Origin of the sequence: Runella rosea (genome assembly GCF_003325355.1) — a bacterium.
GTDB classification, from domain to species: domain Bacteria; phylum Bacteroidota; class Bacteroidia; order Cytophagales; family Spirosomataceae; genus Runella; species Runella rosea.
On sequence record NZ_CP030850.1, the window covers coordinates 1,800,193 to 1,817,463 of the forward strand.

The following is a 17,271-nucleotide window of genomic DNA, read 5'->3' on the forward strand; positions in this document are numbered from 1 at the left end:
GATTTTTACCAAAAGTATAATCGTATTCGGTCTAAAAACACTTTAAATTTAAACCGAAATATGTCTGAATTGGAGGTAAATGAATTGGATACGGCAAAACTTGTACGATTTTTACTGTAAAAATTGAGGTAAAAGTCGTAGAAAGTACGGGCGGTTACGCCCCATTTTCTCAGAAACTGCTTCCGGCCTGGATTATGGGTAATACGGCTAACAGACTTAGAACCAAAATGATAGACCAAACTATTGCCGATTCCCTTAAAATTCCGAATGCCCACTTCCCACATTTTACGGCTAATGTCAGGGTCAGAATACATACCTGGGCTGAATTCAATGCTGAATCCACCAATCAGGTTCCACGTATGGCGGTGCATCACGCTGGGCGGAAATGAAGCCCCCTGCCAATCAGCCACGGCCAAGTTCTTATATTCTTTCAATAGTTTATTTTCCTGAAAATTTTGCAGTGAATCGCCATAATCATGGCCGCCGATTACGTAACCGTAGGGGTTGGGATGCCGCTCTATCTGCGTGCCTGAAAAATAAAAATCATCTTTTCCGTAGTCTTTAATAGCCTGAAACAGATGAGTATCCCAGTCGGGACAGGCATACATGTCATCGTTCATGTAGAGCACATAATCCGCTTGGGTTAACGAAAAAGCGGCGTTACAGCCCATACATATACCTACATTTTCGGCTGAAATACTGTAATCTATCCCTTCTTTTTTTGCCCACTCGGGCGTGCCGTCTTTGCCTTCATTGATGTGCAAAACAATTTGATGAGGATACGCAGAGTTTTGGCGGATGCTCCTGATGCAGGTTTGTAAGTAGGACAGATTATTCCACGTAGGAATGATGATGGAAAACAAAGGCGAGGGGGATACCTTCGAACTTTTTACATATTCGATCATGACAGAATTAATAATGGTGGCGGAATAACATACAATCTATAAGCCCCTACGCACAACCACTTCAATTTGTTGCACTCAACCCTCATTTTTTTACAAAAAGACCGATAGGATAACCTCCCCACCAATCAGCCCTAAAAAATGAACGCCGACAAGGTTAAACCCTGCCGGCGTCTGCAATATAAATTGTTTATATCTACTTTTTTACCGTGATTATGAGCGTCCTATGACCATTTGCTTCTAATTCTACCAAATTTTCGTTGACGGCAAACGACACGGGTAGGTTCGAAAAATTCTCCACTTCGATTGCTTCAGGCTTGACCGAAACCCGAATTATCTGTCCCTTGAAAGTAATCCGAAACGAATATCCTTGCCATTGGTCGGGCAAATAAGGCGCAAACGAAAGCACGCCGTTTCGAATCCGCATCCCCGCAAAACCTTTGATGACCGACATCCACGTTCCCGCCATACTTGTAATGTGCAAACCATCTTCTGTATCGTTGTTGTAATCGTCGAGGTCAAGGCGTGAGGTACGCAGGTACATTTCGTAGGCTTTTTCTTTGTAACCCAACATCGCCGCCAAAATCACGTGTACACACGGCGACAGCGACGACTCATGCACGGTCATAGGCTCGTAGAAATCAAAGTTTCGACGGATGGTGTCGAGGTCAAAATCTTCCTCAAAGAAGTACAACCCCTGAAGCACGTCGGCCTGCTTGATAAAACAACTGCGCAGAATCCGATCCCACGACCATTTTTGGTTGATGGGCCGGTGCTCGGTGATGTCGTCGACAGTGAGTAATTCTTTATCCAGAAACCCATCTTGCTGCAAATACACCTGCCGCTGGGCATCATAAGGGTAATGCATATTGTCAATGATATGCTGCCATTTAGCAGTTTCAACCTCAAAATCAAAATTGATTTTTTGCAACAATTCACTCACTTCTGACTTCCAGCTCCTGATTCCTTCCAACGTAAACCGCAAACACCACACCGCCAAGTAATTGGTGTAGAAGTTATTGTTAACGTTGTTTTCATATTCGTTGGGCCCCGTTACGCCGAGCATGACATATTTTTGTTTATCGCTCGACCAATTGACCCGCTGCGCCCAGAAACGCGCAATGCCAATCAAGACTTCCAAACCGTATTCGGCCAAATAACCCTCATCGCCTGTGTGCCGAATGTAATCATAAATGGCATACGCAATGGCTCCGTTGCGGTGGATTTCTTCAAAGGTAATTTCCCATTCGTTGTGGCATTCTTCGCCCGTCATGGTCACCATCGGGTACAGGGCGGCACCGTCTTTAAAGCCCAAATTAGCCGCATTTTCGATGGCTTTTTGTAGGTGCTTATGACGGTAAATAAGCAGATTACGCGCTACTTTTTGGTCGGCAGTTGCCAAATAAAAAGGTAAACAGTAGGCTTCCGTGTCCCAATAGGTACTGCCGCCGTATTTCTCACCCGTAAAGCCCTTTGGGCCGATGTTGAGGCGGTCGTCCTCGCCGGTGTAGGTTTGTTCGAGTTGAAAAATATTAAAGCGAATCCCCTGCTGCGCGGCATCATCGCCTTCAATGACAATATCGTTTTTGTCCCAACGCTCCGCCCATGCTTCTATCTGCTCGGCCTTCATTTGCGCAAAACCTTTGTCGGCAATTCGCTCAACATAGGCCTTAGCGTTAGCGAGTAACCGGTCGGTCGGATGATTTAAAGACGCCAGATTTACGGCATATTTATACAACGCCACTTCTTCACCCGCTTTGGCTTCTATTTCTACCTTGCAGGCCACAAACTTCTCCGCCTTAACGGGTTTAGATTGAAAATCAACGGGTTCGCCATTAAGGGTAAGGTCTATTTTCATTCCCGTACAGACGTTGAAAAGCTCCGTCTTAAACGGCGTATCCTTGGTTCGCATTTCTAGATACGCTTCTCCAAAGGCGGTTTCCTTACGGATTTCGTCCCAGAATTTTTCGCCGTAATTGGAGTCTTTGTTGCTTATATCCCCGTCTAAGTAAGGCGTGAGGGTTATTTTTCCGTCAAAATTGAGTAGCGTAATGGCGTAGCGAATCGCCCCCGCTTCGTCGTCGACAATGCTACAAAACCGCTGAGAATGAACACGTACCTGCTTCCCGTCCGACAGGGAGGCCACGAAGGTACGCTCCAATATCCCCTCTTTCATGTTGAGTACCCGCGAATATTCGGAGACGGGGCACAGGCCCAAATCAAGCGTTTCACCGTCGATTTGCACGTCAATGCCAATCCAATTGCAGGCATTGAGGACTTTGGCGAAGTAGCGCGGATAGCCGTTTTTCCACCAGCCTACGCGGGTCTTATCGGGATAAAAAACCCCCGCTACGTAGTTTCCGAGCAGGGTTTTTCCCGTAAATTTTTCTTCAAAATTACCACGTTGCCCCATGCGGCCGTTGCCAAGGCTCGTGAGGCTTTCGGTGATTTCGTTGTATTCGGCATAAAAGCCATCTTCAATAATACACCAAGGGTCGTGCTTTATATAATTTTTCATTGGGACAAGGTCAGTTGAAGCCCCAAAAGTAGAAATTTACCACGAAGGTTTTTGTATCTATTTTGTCAATAATTAACAATATGTTGACTCTTTAGGACAAAAACAGCTCACTGGTTTGAACTTAAACAATTGTACTTTTTGACTTATTCTTCCTTTTCAAAAGCCCTTACTTTTTGAGTACGCAACGCAATTTTTTGTATTATTAAACATACTTTTCTGCATTCATTGTGCATTAAAACAATCATTTCACCGGCAAATAGGTAGGTTTCACCGAGATTATAGCCCTTAAACACCCTACACATTTTTTAAAACCGATTATTTTTTTATAATTTTATCAGCATTACTCCTCCGTTTGAAAAGCTCTCAAAATTGAATTTTTTCAATGAAAAGGCTTATCCATTCATGTCACCATTTTTTTTAGGAACAGCACCATTTGTTTCTGGCGAGATTTTTGAAACTATTGAGAGATACGCATTGCAAACCGACGACTGTAAAATCGCATTTGCAAAATGCCTCGACATTCATTCGCTTTCAGAGCTGGAATTGCTCGTTCAGGAAGGGCACACCAACGACCGTATGTATTGGATTGAATCAGGGTTAGTACGTTCTTTTTATGATACTGATACTGATACTGATACTGATACTGATACTGATACTAATGATATAACGACGGGTCTTTACCAAGAAGGAGATTTCTTTTGCGTGTTCAGCAGTTTTTTTTCTCAAAAACCCTCCACAGAATCTATCTGTACCGAAGAGCCTAGCGTTTTGTATTCGATAGGATTTGAGGATTTGCAACGCCTTTTTGGCCTGTATCCAGAGCTAAGCCACGCTTTTTGCGGTTTGTACGGTCATTTGTTAGAATTACATCACGCTCGTGCGGCTTTGCTTCGTTATCGTACGCCCCATGAGCGATATGAAGCATTTTTGGCACATCATCCGAATTTACCCAATCGCCTGAAGGTAAAGCACATCGCATCTTATCTAGGCATTCACCGCGTGACGCTGTGTAAAATACGAAAGCAGCTCACCCACAAAAAAGCATAACTTTTGACACTTGCTGTATTTGGTAGTTTAAACTACCTTGGGTTTTTGAAAATAGTTATTTGATTTGTAACAAGTAAGCCCCCCAAACATCTTGGCGGACGTGGGAGGCTTATGAGTCTAATCGTTTCATAAATTAAACCAACACAAAAGTATGAAAAAGTTAGTGTTTTTTGTAAGTCTTGCATCCTTGTTTTATTCATGTAATAAAAATGATGCTATCCCTGATTCAATCACTCAGGAACAACTATTAATTCCTCAAACAGCATACGCTATTTCTGATGTCTCATCTGCGCGAGTAACTGCCACAGAGACTATTGAAGCAGAGGAGTTTGCCAAATTATTGGCTTTATCATTAAAACAAAAAGATATTCGAGCCTTTCTTAAACAAGAAGCTAACAAAACATTTGATGGTGATTTTGATATTTTAGTAAGTAGAGTAGCTGAATTCAAAATCGGAAATGATAAATTTTCTGAAAGAATTAAGAAAAACGCTCCAAATGGTTATGCCAAAGGAAAAGAAGTGTTTGATAATGCCATAAAAAACGAAAAATTAAACATCTCTATTCCCATATTGATTGATAATTGGGATGATTCCCGTCAACAACCTTTAGTAGCAGTTGCAATTGGCGTTAGTGAGAAAGAAACAAAATACTTAAAAGCATTCGACTCAAATGGCAAAACCTATTTGCTAGATGCAAAGGCAGAACCCAATGTCCCTGTGATTGTAGTTGGTAACAATGAACGATTGAACTATGACACAAAAACCAAAAAAACCAAAAATGCCAGAACATCTGGTAACTACGAGAAAATCACTTGGATTAAATGTCCAAATTTAGGCGCTATAGAATCATGGTATTACGGTGCACCAGAGTTACGATTTGAAGGAGTTGTCTATAATGATTCATTTTCCTCAGCATTTCTTGCTTTTACAAAAATGGAATATCCGCCAAGTAGAAGCCATGCTTCCAATGGTTATACACTATCCGCTTGGACGCAAACATTAAATCTTTTTGAGTGGTATTTTGATGCAAACCATGGACCAGATTATTATATCCAATCTTATGAAATTGATGACGATGGTACAACTCAAGAATTTACAGTTGGGGTTACACAGGGTACAAAAGCAAGTGGTGCAGGTATAGAAGGTAGTTCATCCCAAACGGCATCGTTCAAGTTGACTTACAAGGCACAAGACAAAAAGCTTGCAGGCGAGTTAATTCATTATACAAAATCCTCACCGAGTTCAATTAGTGATGGAAGCATTCAATTTACACTTGAAAATTAACAATTAATTCACAACGTAACCGGTTTAAATTAAACTGGTTACGTTGTACAAACTTTAAAAAAATGGCAAAAATCTTTTATTTATTTCTCCTGTTAGGAATTATCGGAATCTCTTGTAAACCCGACTACGTTACAGTAGGTAAAAAGTTGGAAGGTTCTTGGCGTTTAGAACGGTTTCAATACACAGATACCAATAATCAGTTAATAGTTAACGATGCCCCTCCTAAAATCATTTTGAATTTTACCGATTCTAAAAGGAATGGCAATTTATCGGTGGGCTCTGTCTCTTATCCATTTGAATATAACTTTGGCCCTGATCAATGTAATATAGATTTACAGGATGAAACCACTTTGCCGTTAGAGGCTATTGGAAAAGTTCAAGTTTACTCGTACGCGTTCAAAGACAAGAAGAATATTCAATTTACCATTGATAAGGAATATCACTACACGACCAAAAGAGTGATAAAGAATGTTGAATATTTTTTTTCAAAGCAGTAGCTTTTCCTCATCAGAGTGTAGTTGTACAATCCATAAAGTAGATAAAATCTCTACGATATGCGAACCATGCAACAAAGCCCCTGAAAATGGAAAACTAAAACAGTTTTCGCTGTTTCCCATTGTTCCTTCCGTTGGGTATGAAAGGAGATTTTAGGTACATTAAATCCTTTTTATTCAACTATTGGGTTTCTGAATGCAGCAATTAAAAATATCACCAAAAGTAAGTGCCTACGGATGTTTCATTTATGCCTGTAGGCACTTACTTTTTAAATGTATGGAAGAGAACATTCAAAGCATCATCCAAGCGTACGGCATCAATGAATGGCCCAGATTCGATGATAGCCCAAAGGCATTGAAATTACAGTCTTTAGTTAATGAATGGCATAAAAAGCCCGAACTAAAACATTTCTTTGAAGCGGTTGACAACTATTGTCACGAGCTAAAATATACCGACTATAAAACTGTAGGGTTTAATGACTATTACCCGACTTACTACACCTCTCCAAATTTCAACTTTTACTTAATGTTTCAAAAAGATGACAGAGAATATCGTATTCAATTCTTTTACAGCCTGTTAGGCCCCTACTATTGCTATTTTATTAAATCGCACAAGAAATTTTTAGAAGAATTTACTATCCCACGCCTACCAGCCAAAACACCCGCAGAGTTGGAAGAAATTTCATTTTCTGCAAGAATCAGTCAAATGATACAAGATAAAAGGCTAATGCCGGATTTTTATTTGGATGAATACTTAGCTGAAAAATTAAAAAAATTCGATGAATTGATAGAACAGGATAGTAGAAAGTATCAGATTTCAGTTCCTGAATGGCACGGTAATTTTTTGTACAAATACATCAAAACACACGCAGACAGGTACCAAGAGTTTACGCCTACCTGTCTGTGGAATGAGGCCCCAATGGACATCCAAGAGCTGGTTGACACCATTATCGCCATCCAAAAAAAGTACTTTGCGTTTGAGTTGGTGCCCGAAAAGTTATTATTGAAGCAAGTGCCTGATTTTGAAATAAAGGAGCCTAATAAAACATGGACTCCCAACTACTTTCAGATGATGTTTACGAAATATATGCCGGAATCAAGGGTGCTTTTTTTGGCATAGGCGGTGCGTTGTAGTCTTTTCGGCTCTTTGAGCGTATGGTGGCGCGGAATAGACCGTACCGGGTTTCTGCTGCTAAAACGGCCCGTAACGATAAAACTATCCTGCCAAATACCCCCGAATATTCTCGGCTACCTTATGCACCAATCGCGTGCGGGCTTCGATGCTCGACCACGCAATGTGCGGTGCCAACAGCAATTTTTCTTTTTTCTGCAATTGCATGTACGGGTGTGAGGCAGGAATCGGCTCCTGCGTAAATACATCAATGGCCGCCCCCGCAATCAACTCATCGTCAAGCGCTTTGGCCAAATCAGCTTCGTTCACAATGCCCCCACGACTGGTATTGAGGAGCAAAGCCGTAGGTTTCATTTGAGAAATGCGCGCATAATTGAGCAAATTTTCTGTCTCCGCGCTCAACGGCGCGTGAATGGAAATCACATCGCAGGTTTTGAGAAATTCATCCAACTCCAACCGCTCATAAATAACGTTATATTCCTGCCCCGAAGCCGAAAAATACACCACCTCCGCGCCAAAAGCCAAGGCAATCCGCGCTACCTGTCGGCCGATTTCGCCCAAGCCCAATATCCCGAAACGCTTTCCGTTCAGTTCCCAATAAGGACGCCCCAAATGTGTAAAAATGCGCTCGTTGGAATATTCTCCCGTTTTTACATAATCATCATAATAGGCCGTAGAATTGAGCAAAGCCAACAGCAACGCAAACGTCTGCTGCGCCACGCTGTCGGTCGAGTAGCCTTTTACGTTTTTGACCTGAATGCCCAACTCATGCGCCGCCGTCAGGTCTACGTTGTTCATGCCCGTGGCCGCTACACAAATGAGTTTAAGCGTTGGCGTACTGGTCATCGCCTCCCGCGTCACCTTTACTTTGTTGGTAATCACCACTTCAGCGCCCTGAATGCGCTCCGCCACTTGCTCAAGTTGCGTATCGGGATGCAGGATGGTTTGGCCCAAGGCGTTCAATTCGCCCAAATTGGGCACATCGCCGAGGGTACGGGCGTCTAAGAAAACGATTTTCACGGTGTATTAAGAAATTGGTAAATAGCTTTTTTATCTATTCACAAAAGCAATAAAACAGGAAAAATTACCCTCAAAAAAAGCCCGTAAAAAAATCCCTGCCTCACGACAGGGATTCACTATTGGTTTTCAGAACCATTTACTGGGCCAATTTTTCAACTATCAGTCCCGATAAATATTCCCGAATTGATTCAATTTTGATTTGACTGATTACGTCCTCGCAGAAAGCGTACATCAACAGCGTTACGGCTTCGGCTTTGGGAATCCCGCGTGAGCGCATGTAAAAAATCGCTTCGTCGTTGAGTTTTCCCGTCGTGGTTCCGTGCGAGCATTTTACGTCGTCGTTATAAATTTCCAACTGCGGTTTGGTGTTCATCGAAGCTTCGTCCGACAACACTACGTTGCGGCATGATTGATACGCATTGGTCTTACTTGCGTACTCGCGCACAAAGATTTTACCGTTGAAAACCCCCGTCGATTTATCTTTCAAAATACCTTTGTACAACTCATTGCTGTACGAATTGGGCTTGGCGTGGTCAACGAGCGTATGGTTGTCGACGTGCTGTTTTCCGTTCGGAAAATATAACCCGTACATGAAAGACTCGCAGTGTTGTCCATCCAAAACGATATTCAGGTTGTTGCGCACAAAACCCCCGTTTACGGTCACGGTTACGGCGTAAAAATGACTCTTGTCTTTTTGAATCACCTGCGTTGTGCCGATGTGGTACGCCTTTTCGGTCTCGTTTTGTACTTTGTAATACTGAACGTTGGCATTTTCTTCCACCACAATTTCCGTCACCACGTTGGTAAACGAACCGTTGTCGCCGAGGGTTCGGAATGCTTCGGCCATTTTGACTTCCGCGTTTTTGCCAACCACAATCAAATTGCGCGGCTGCGATGCGGCATTGGCGGTGCGGGCATCCGTGATAAAACGCAGAATGATAGGCTCTTCCACGACTTTGCCAGCGGGAACGTGAACGACCACGCCGTCGTGCGCAAAAGCGGTATTGAGGGCCGTAAATGCTTCGTCTTGGTAATTGGCGTAATGGGCAAAATAAGTAGCCAACAGTTCGGGTTTCTCTTTAACCGCCCGACCAAAATTAAGAATCTGCAACTGGCTTTCGGGAGAAACAATGCTTGAAAGCTCGGCATTGTACTTTCCGTTGACGAAATACAGCACGTTGCCCTGCAAATTGGGAATTTCGAGCGTTTCTACATCGTTCGGGCCAAAGTCAGATTTTACGTTGAAATCAAACGCCTGTTTTACCAGGTTATTGACGTTGCTATATTTCCATTCCTCGTGCTTGATGGTCGGGAAACCCAACGCTTCAAAGCGCTGCATGGCTTCGCGGCGCTTTTGGTGGACTTCCGTTTTGGCCTCACCATTCAGGCGGCTTTCGGTAGCCTGAAAATCTGCGACGAGTTGTTGTTTTAAATCGTTATTGAGGATATTGCTCATTTTTTTCCTGTAGGATTGTCAATCATTAACCGTTAGCCATATACTTTTCCTAACCGTTAACTTTTAACCATTAACTCATTTACAACGCTGCCACTTCGGCTTTGATCCAATCGTAACCCTTTTCTTCGAGTTCAAAGGCGAGTTCTTTCGAGCCCGATTTTACAATACGACCTTTGTACAATACGTGTACGTAATCGGGAACGATGTAGTCAAGCAAACGTTGGTAGTGGGTCACTACGATGACCGCACGCTCAGGCGAACGAAGTTTGTTAACTCCCTCAGCAACAATCCGTAAAGCGTCAATATCTAAGCCAGAATCGGTTTCGTCGAGAATAGCCAATTTAGGCTCCAACATTGCCATTTGGAAGATTTCGTTGCGTTTTTTCTCACCACCCGAAAAGCCTTCGTTCAATGAGCGTTTCAGCAGCGCATCGTCGATGTTAACGATTTTGGCCTTTTCACGCATGAGTTTCAAAAACTGAGCCGCGTCCAAAGGCGCTTCCCCGCGTGATTTGCGGATTTCGTTGAGCGCAGTTTTCAGGAAGTTGATGGTCGTGACGCCCGGAATTTCGACAGGGTACTGAAACGCCAAAAAGATTCCCGCCGCAGCGCGCTCTTCAGGTGACATTTCGAGCAAATCCTGCCCTTCAAATTCAACACTTCCTCCCGTTACTTCATATTCTTCACGCCCCGCCAATACCGATGCGAGGGTACTTTTGCCCGAGCCGTTGGGGCCCATTATTGCGTGGACTTCGCCAGGTTTGATTTCCAAATTGATTCCTTTCAAAATCTCTTTATCGTCAACCGACGCTTGTAAATCCGTAATTGTAAGCATAATACGTGTATGTTATCTTGTTCAGGACGGAGCAAACCTCCGAAGTATATCAGAAAAAGTCTGCAAAATTACAACAAAGAGTTCAAATAACCCTTATGATATTTGATAACAATTCTAAATAAGGAAAAGTTGGGAACAATTGATAAAAATGTGGGTTCAGAACTTTTTTGTAAACCGCAAAACCGAAGAACTGCAGGAGAACGAGAAAAATGATAAATTTAAAAAGGAATACTGTAGGGGCAGGCCCGCAGCGGCGGCCGCTTGCGTCTGCCCAGTTACAGCGAAGGTGACAAAAAAAGGGCGGACACAAGGCCCGCCCCTACGTAAATCAACTCAATTTCTTCTTCAAATACCCCAAGGCGTTTTTATACGCATCGGCGGTAGCGGTTGGGTCGTGCTTGGGATTGCTTGGATTGGCAAAACCGTGTACGGCATCGTACATCTTAATCGTGACCTGCTTACCCGCTGTTTTCATATTTTCTTCAAATTTCGCAACGGTAGCCGGTGGAATTCCTTGATCTTGACTGCCAAAAATACCCAACACGTCTACATTCAGGGTCTTAAGTTTTTCCACATCTTGCTCAGGACGGCCGTAGTACATCACGCAACCCACCGCCTGCTTTCCTTCCAGCAAGGCCGATTGCAACGACAGCATTCCGCCAAAGCACCAGCCCACACTCGCAATTTTTGCGTCTTTTCCTGCGTAGGCAATACCACCTTTCATGATTGCCTCCAAGCGCTCTTTGGGCGTGGATTGCATGATTTTACCCGCTTCTTGCGGCGTGGTGCCCACCTGTCCATCGTACATATCAAGGGCCAGTACGTTTACGTCGCCGAGGTCATTATAGAAGGTTTCAGCTTCTTTTTTGATGTGGTCATTCAGGCCCCACCATTCTTGATAAACGAAAAGCCACTTATCCGATTTCTTTGCTGATTTGATAAAAAACGCCGACGCAGGTTTGCCGTCAGAAGTTGCGAAGGTAATCATCTCACCTTTGCCCGCGTAATGAAAAGGCAACGGCGCTTCGTGAAGCATCTGGAAAGCAGGATCAGCTCCCAGCATAGCCATGTCGTGCTCAGAGGTTTGGCACAATGGAATGGGCGCTTCCAGCGGACGAGGGGTAAACGCCTGCATGGCAAACATCGCCCCAACGAGAATCAGTTTTTTCATTTTTGAATGTGATAAGGTGAACAACTGTAGTAACACGTAATTCTAACCAAAATTGACAAAAATGGTTCAGAAAACAATACTTGAAAATAAAACTATAAAAATAGTTTGTAAACTATAAATATAGTTATATGTTTGTTTTATGGAAAAGCTCACCAACAAAGAAGAGGAAATCATGCAGGCGCTCTGGAAAGCCGAAAGTGCTTTTGTGAAAGACCTATTGCCTTATTTTACCAACCCGCCGCTGCATTACAACACGGTTTCGACCATCATCCGTAATCTCGAAGAAAAGGGTTATGTAAATCATCGTTCGTTTGGGAATACGCATGAATATTTCCCGCTTATCAGCAAAGAAGAATACCAAAACCAGTTCGTTATCAACAAATTGGTTGGCGACTACTTTGACAACTCTTACAAAAATCTGGTGTCTTATTTTGCCCAAAACGACAAAGTAAGTGCCGATGAACTGCGGGAAATCCTGCGCATGATTGAACAAAACGAATAACCGCAAACCTATTAACGCTTAACCATGAACTACGAACTCCTTTCCTATCTCCTGAAAGCCAGTTTGGTATTGGCCATTTTGACCACCGCCTACGCTTGGCTGGTAAAACGTGAGACTTTTTTGCAGGTCAACCGGTGGTTGTTATGGATCAATGTGGCGGCCACCTTGCTACTACCCGTCATTCCCCTCCCCGATTTGGAATGGGTGCCAGATGCCCCCGCCCAAGCCGTGGCCGTCGTTTTGCCATCCAAGCCCGCCAGCCCAGTGCCAAAGGTGACAAAATCGGAGCCATTTATTGCTCCCACACCTCAGGCAACGACGGTACCAAGCGCGGTTTTGGAAGATTCATCGCTTTCGGTGTGGGATTGGATCGGCATCGTATATGGCGTAGTGGCAGGTTTGTTGGCCCTGAAATTACTGATTCAGCTGGGAGCCCTCTGGCGACTGCAACACGGCAGTACCCAATACGAAACCGAAGACGGTGTGTACTTGATTGAGAGTGATAAAATCACCTCACCTTTTTCGTTTTTCAACCGTATTTTTTACAATCCTACCCACCACAACGACGACGAATGGGCGCAAGTGTGGACCCACGAATGCGTACACGCGCACCAACTCCACAGCATCGACATGCTCACAGCCGAGGTGCTAAAGATTGTGTTTTGGTTCAATCCCTTTGCATGGTGGCATCAGCGACTGGTACAAGAAACGCTCGAATTCATCACCGACCGCGCGGTGCTGGACAGCGGTATCGAAAAAAAATCGTATCAATACCATTTGCTTCGCACAACGCTCTCGGCCGACAAACAGACCTTTACCAATAATATCAATGCCCCGCATTTCAACAAATCGTTTCTCAAGGAGCGCATTGAGATGATGAACAAAACAAATTCAAAATGGATGGGCATCGGTAAGTACTTTGCCTTTGTGGGAATGCTGTGGCTTTGCGCCGCTTTTACCAAGCCCTATCGGGAAGAAATAGCGGCAAAAATTGTAGAGGAAGTGCCTGAATTGAAGGCGGTTATGGAACCTAAACCTTCACCAAAGGTTGTTTTTAATGACTTTGTGTTGGAAAAATCGTTGGATAAGCCTCAAAAAGACTCAGTACAAATTGCTATTGAGCCGCTGGCTAAAGCCGAAACTGATACGCAAAAATTGATTTCGGCTACGAAATACGTGGTTTATGAGGATAAAACATTGCATTGGGTCATTACACCTAAAACTACTTTGGAAGACCTTTTTGCCATGAAACAAGAATTTAAGAGACATAGTCTTGAATTGGAGGTACGAGAAATGAAGATGGATCCTATGCAATCATTTCTTCAGCGTGTTTCAGTAATATCCAACAGGCCTAACGGTGGTAGTTGTGCATGGGACGAGGGAGAAGATATTCTAAAACCCATTGCTTCTCATGGCGGGTACATGACAATTGAAGCAGGAGGATGTGGTACCACTGACAAAGGAAATATGCACCCAACTTTAAAAACAATTTCAGAGCAAGACGAAAAAACGGCTAATGAAGATTTTCATAAAAATCGTATTGAATACCTTATTGTGGAAACAAACTCCAAAACAGGAGCAGGTGGTAGTAGAGATATGCGTCGAAAATCCTTGGAATACTATAAAGAAAAAAGGGGGAAATCAAGTTTTCTCAATTTAAATGAAAACGACTTTCTTCAAGTAGCGGGGCCTCATCGCAACGATATTATCCTACTTAACGGAAAACCCTCAACATTGGAAGAGATAGAGAAAATAGCTCTCAAAGATTTCTATGCTGCTATTTTCAAAGATACTTGGGAGAAAGACAAAACCCAAAGACGGCACTACATTTTGATTTTTACCGAAAACTAAAGCCATGAAAGTCTTTCTTTCCACCACGCATTTCACCTTCATCAACCACTTTGGCGGACCGCATTTCAATAAATCCCTGTTAAAATCGCGCATTGAGATGATGAATAAATCAAAACCCAAGTGGATGGGCGTGGGGAAATACTTTCTTTTTGTGGCAATGCTGTGGCTTTGCGCCGCTTTTACCAAGCCCTATCGGGCTGAAATAGCGGCAAAAATTGTGGAAGAAGTGCCTGAATTGAAGGAGTTTGCAGAAAATAAAACTACCATAAAAACCACTTTAAAAGACGCTGTATTTCAAGAAACTCCTTTAAGTAAAAAGACTAAAATAACTAACGTAACGCTCCTGACTCCAGTCGATAATTTAGTTTCACAAACTAAGTATGTAATCTTCAATGAAGGAAATATAGAATGGATTCTTACTCCGATGATTAAACCAGCAGATTTTGTAGCTATTCAAAAAGAGTTTCACAAGATAAATTATGTATTTTCAGTAACTCATATCGAATATGATCCACTAAGCCATCATTTATTAGATGCTGGCTTACGAATTGACAGGAATGAAAAGGGAAAATCTCTTGCGCACGAACATTTTTATCCCAAATTTAAAATCCCTGTGACTGGTATTTATGGGAAAATAGACATAAAGACTGGATATGCTACAATAGGAGGCCGGCTTTCTAAAAGCCCGCTTTATCAAGTAGCTTTAGATGACCAAAAAACAGCAGATGATTGGGTTGGGGAAAATCGTGAGAAATACTTGGAATTTGAGCTTAATGAACACAGAAATACAAATACAGTCCACAGTTTAAATTATAGTTTAGATAACCTCAACTACATCTCACAAACAGGAGTAAAAAATAGATTTTACTTTGACAAAAACAGAAAATTACGTTTTGAAGAATTTACCGGTAGGACAGAATTAGTAATTGATGGTAAGACAAATCAACTTTCAAATGCTAAAAAACTCTTATTTAGCGATATCACTTGTATAAATTTTCATGATTTTTATCCACCTTCCGACACAATACGTCACTATAGCGTAATAGCAATTTATACTAAAAAATTCAAAAAACTGCCATGAAAATCCTCACTAAACCCGAGAATTTCGCTTTTACGAATCATTTCAATAAATCCCTGTTAAAATCGCGCATTGAGATGATGAACAAGTCAAAATCCAAGTGGCTGGGTGTGGGAAAATACTTCCTTTTTGTAGGAATGTTGTGGATTTGCGCCGCTTTTACCAAGCCCTATCGGGCTGAAATAGCGGCAAAAATTGTAGGAGAAGTGCCTGAATTAAATGTGGTTTTTGAAAAACAAAATCCTCCTCTGACGCAGCTTAATGACTTTGTACTTGAAGCACCACCCAAACCTGTTTCTTCAACGAAATATGTAATTTACAAGGAAAACAGACTGTACTGGGTAGTTACGCCTAAAGTTACCTTCAAAGATCTGGCTGCCATTCAACAGGAATTCAAAAAGGTAGGTGGCGTATTTTTTGTAAAACAAATGAAGTACGACCCGCTGGGATTTTACCTAACGGAAATAAGTATCCAAACCTCTTATTTGAAAGGTGGAGGAGTTGGTTCAACCGATGATTTGAAGGCCGTTGACAAACCTATTGCGGCATTCGGTGGCTGGATAGACACCAAAAAGCACAGTCTTGGAATCAGTGATAACTCCCACGACCCAATCTTTAACAGCATTGCCCAAGAGGATAAAAAGGAGATTGAAAAATGGATAAATGACCACGCAGCAGACTATAACAAATCAAAAAAGGAAGAAAAAAACAGGGAAGAAGATGCGCTTTTGAAGGATATACGCAGTAACTTTTACAAAAACCCTTTAAAAGCGGCCAACGGTTTTACCAAATTCGGACAGGAAGCGCTCCGATACATTTATCAAACAGGTGCCCGAAATCGTATTTATTTTGTCGAGGAGGGTGCGCTTCGCGTAGAAAACCTATACACTACCTCTCATTTTCTCATTGATAATCAACCAAGTACACTTCAACAGGCCGAGCAGCTGAAATTTGATAACATCAGGACAATCGGCTGCTCGGTCGTTTACACCGACTCCACCCGTCAATCTGCACAACGTACCATTGCCATCATTACTCACAATTATAGCCATGAAAACCCTCACTAATCCAGACCATTTCACCTTCACCAACCACTTCGGCGGACCGCATTTCAATAAATCACTGTTGAAAACGCGCATTGAAATGATGAATAAACAATATACGACTTGGAAGACGGTCGGCAAGTACTTCTTATTCGTACCTGTACTCTTTATAGTGTTCTCATTTTCAAAGCCTTACCTTATCGACAATAACCAAACAAAGTATTTAATTCAAACAGATGATGCCATTGAGTGGGTTATTACGCCCAAAATTACAATGAAAGATTTGACGAAAATACAGGAAGCTATCGAGGCGCATGGTGGAACGTTTGAAATAACATCGTATCAATTAGACCCTTTACACTTGTATGTCCAACAAATGGCTACCATGGAAAGTACTGAAAAAAGTGCAGGTTCTTCGCACTACGGAAACCCGCATTCACTTCGGCCTATTAGGTGCGGTTTTCTAAAATTGGATCTCAAGACAAACAAAATTCATATCAGAGAATCCCCTTTGGCTGACTTACAGAAAGTGGTGCTGGAAGACCGCGCAGAGGCAGAAAAAGCCTATAATGAAAATGCCCTTGAATATGAATTGAGGGAGAAGCAGATTCAAATAGGGACATTTTGGGAAAATATTCAATATCTAACTGTCACTTCTTTTCCTGAAAGCCAATCGCCGTTCTTTAGAGTGTTATCGGGAAAATCTACCTCCGTTTGGAAAGATAGACTTTCAGGCGCAGAAATATTGAAAGAAGCATTAAAACATCCCAGTGCGATTACACGAGTTAACCGACACCCGATTGCCCAAGAGGATTTAGCTCAATTAGACCCAAAAACGATAAAAGATGCATTCATCTTCGACATCTATGATGAAAAGAAAGATTATGCCAAGAAGACGTATGTACTTGTTCATACTAATCTTTAAATTCAAATAGCC

General features: G+C 42.5%; 15 protein-coding genes. 9 read left to right on the forward strand and 6 right to left on the reverse strand.

Going from position 1 to position 17,271, the window contains the following annotated elements:
• Positions 1-5 precede the first annotated feature (5 nt).
• Positions 6-905 (reverse strand): glycosyltransferase family 2 protein, encoded by a 900-nt coding sequence (locus DR864_RS07700; protein ID WP_114066410.1) that lies wholly within the window; start codon positions 903-905, stop codon positions 6-8.
• 193 nt (positions 906-1,098) lie between these two features.
• Positions 1,099-3,420 carry a glycoside hydrolase family 65 protein gene (locus tag DR864_RS07705; protein WP_114066411.1) on the reverse strand — a complete coding sequence of 774 codons (2,322 nt, stop codon included), beginning with the start codon at positions 3,418-3,420 and terminating at the stop codon, positions 1,099-1,101.
• 402 nt (positions 3,421-3,822) lie between these two features.
• Between DR864_RS07705 and DR864_RS07710 the strand changes: the two genes are divergently transcribed.
• The 4 genes from DR864_RS07710 (at position 3,823) to DR864_RS07725 (ending at position 7,366) form a co-directional block, all read left to right on the forward strand.
• Positions 3,823-4,467: a Crp/Fnr family transcriptional regulator gene (locus DR864_RS07710; protein ID WP_114066412.1), complete on the forward strand. Its 645-nt coding sequence runs from the start codon at positions 3,823-3,825 to the stop codon at positions 4,465-4,467.
• 151 nt (positions 4,468-4,618) lie between these two features.
• On the forward strand, positions 4,619-5,752 hold the full coding sequence (locus DR864_RS07715; protein WP_114066413.1) for a DUF3103 family protein: 1,134 nt from the start codon (positions 4,619-4,621) through the stop codon (positions 5,750-5,752).
• Positions 5,753-5,814: 62 nt separating this feature from the next.
• Positions 5,815-6,249, forward strand: a complete 435-nt coding sequence (locus DR864_RS07720) for a hypothetical protein (RefSeq protein WP_114066414.1) — start codon at positions 5,815-5,817, stop codon at positions 6,247-6,249.
• Between the two features lie 274 nt (positions 6,250-6,523).
• On the forward strand, positions 6,524-7,366 hold the full coding sequence (locus DR864_RS07725) for a hypothetical protein (RefSeq protein ID WP_114066415.1): 843 nt from the start codon (positions 6,524-6,526) through the stop codon (positions 7,364-7,366).
• A 96-nt stretch (positions 7,367-7,462) separates the two neighbouring features.
• Here DR864_RS07725 and DR864_RS07730 read toward each other — a convergent pair whose 3' ends face one another.
• The 4 genes from DR864_RS07730 to DR864_RS07745 form a co-directional block, all read right to left on the reverse strand.
• Positions 7,463-8,398, reverse strand: a complete 936-nt coding sequence (locus DR864_RS07730; RefSeq protein WP_114066416.1) for a D-2-hydroxyacid dehydrogenase — start codon at positions 8,396-8,398, stop codon at positions 7,463-7,465.
• 136 nt (positions 8,399-8,534) lie between these two features.
• A complete protein-coding gene (gene sufD / locus DR864_RS07735) occupies positions 8,535-9,854 on the reverse strand; it encodes a Fe-S cluster assembly protein SufD (RefSeq protein WP_114066417.1) in 1,320 nt (439 codons plus the stop codon).
• Positions 9,855-9,933: 79 nt separating this feature from the next.
• The gene (gene sufC, locus DR864_RS07740; RefSeq protein ID WP_114066418.1) at positions 9,934-10,689 is read right to left on the reverse strand and encodes a Fe-S cluster assembly ATPase SufC; all 756 of its coding nucleotides are present in this window, start codon (positions 10,687-10,689) and stop codon (positions 9,934-9,936) included.
• 328 nt (positions 10,690-11,017) lie between these two features.
• Entirely contained in the window at positions 11,018-11,860 is an 843-nt protein-coding gene (locus tag DR864_RS07745; RefSeq protein ID WP_114066419.1) for a dienelactone hydrolase family protein, read from the reverse strand.
• Positions 11,861-11,999: 139 nt separating this feature from the next.
• Between DR864_RS07745 and DR864_RS07750 the strand changes: the two genes are divergently transcribed.
• Genes DR864_RS07750 through DR864_RS07770 form a run of 5 tightly spaced genes read left to right on the forward strand, consistent with a single transcriptional unit; the run spans position 12,000 to position 17,259 of the window.
• Positions 12,000-12,362 (forward strand): BlaI/MecI/CopY family transcriptional regulator, encoded by a 363-nt coding sequence (locus DR864_RS07750; RefSeq protein ID WP_114066420.1) that lies wholly within the window; start codon positions 12,000-12,002, stop codon positions 12,360-12,362.
• 24 nt (positions 12,363-12,386) lie between these two features.
• Positions 12,387-14,213: a M56 family metallopeptidase gene (locus DR864_RS07755; RefSeq protein WP_114066421.1), complete on the forward strand. Its 1,827-nt coding sequence runs from the start codon at positions 12,387-12,389 to the stop codon at positions 14,211-14,213.
• A 4-nt stretch (positions 14,214-14,217) separates the two neighbouring features.
• A complete protein-coding gene (locus DR864_RS07760; RefSeq protein ID WP_114066422.1) occupies positions 14,218-15,294 on the forward strand; it encodes a hypothetical protein in 1,077 nt (358 codons plus the stop codon).
• Entirely contained in the window at positions 15,291-16,358 is a 1,068-nt protein-coding gene (locus DR864_RS07765) for a hypothetical protein (protein ID WP_114066423.1), read from the forward strand. Before DR864_RS07760 ends, DR864_RS07765 begins: the two co-directional genes overlap by 4 nt.
• Complete coding sequence (locus DR864_RS07770) at positions 16,342-17,259, forward strand: hypothetical protein (RefSeq protein ID WP_114066424.1); 918 nt, start codon at positions 16,342-16,344, stop codon at positions 17,257-17,259. The genes DR864_RS07765 and DR864_RS07770 overlap by 17 nt, the downstream gene beginning before the upstream one ends.
• Positions 17,260-17,271 lie beyond the last annotated feature (12 nt).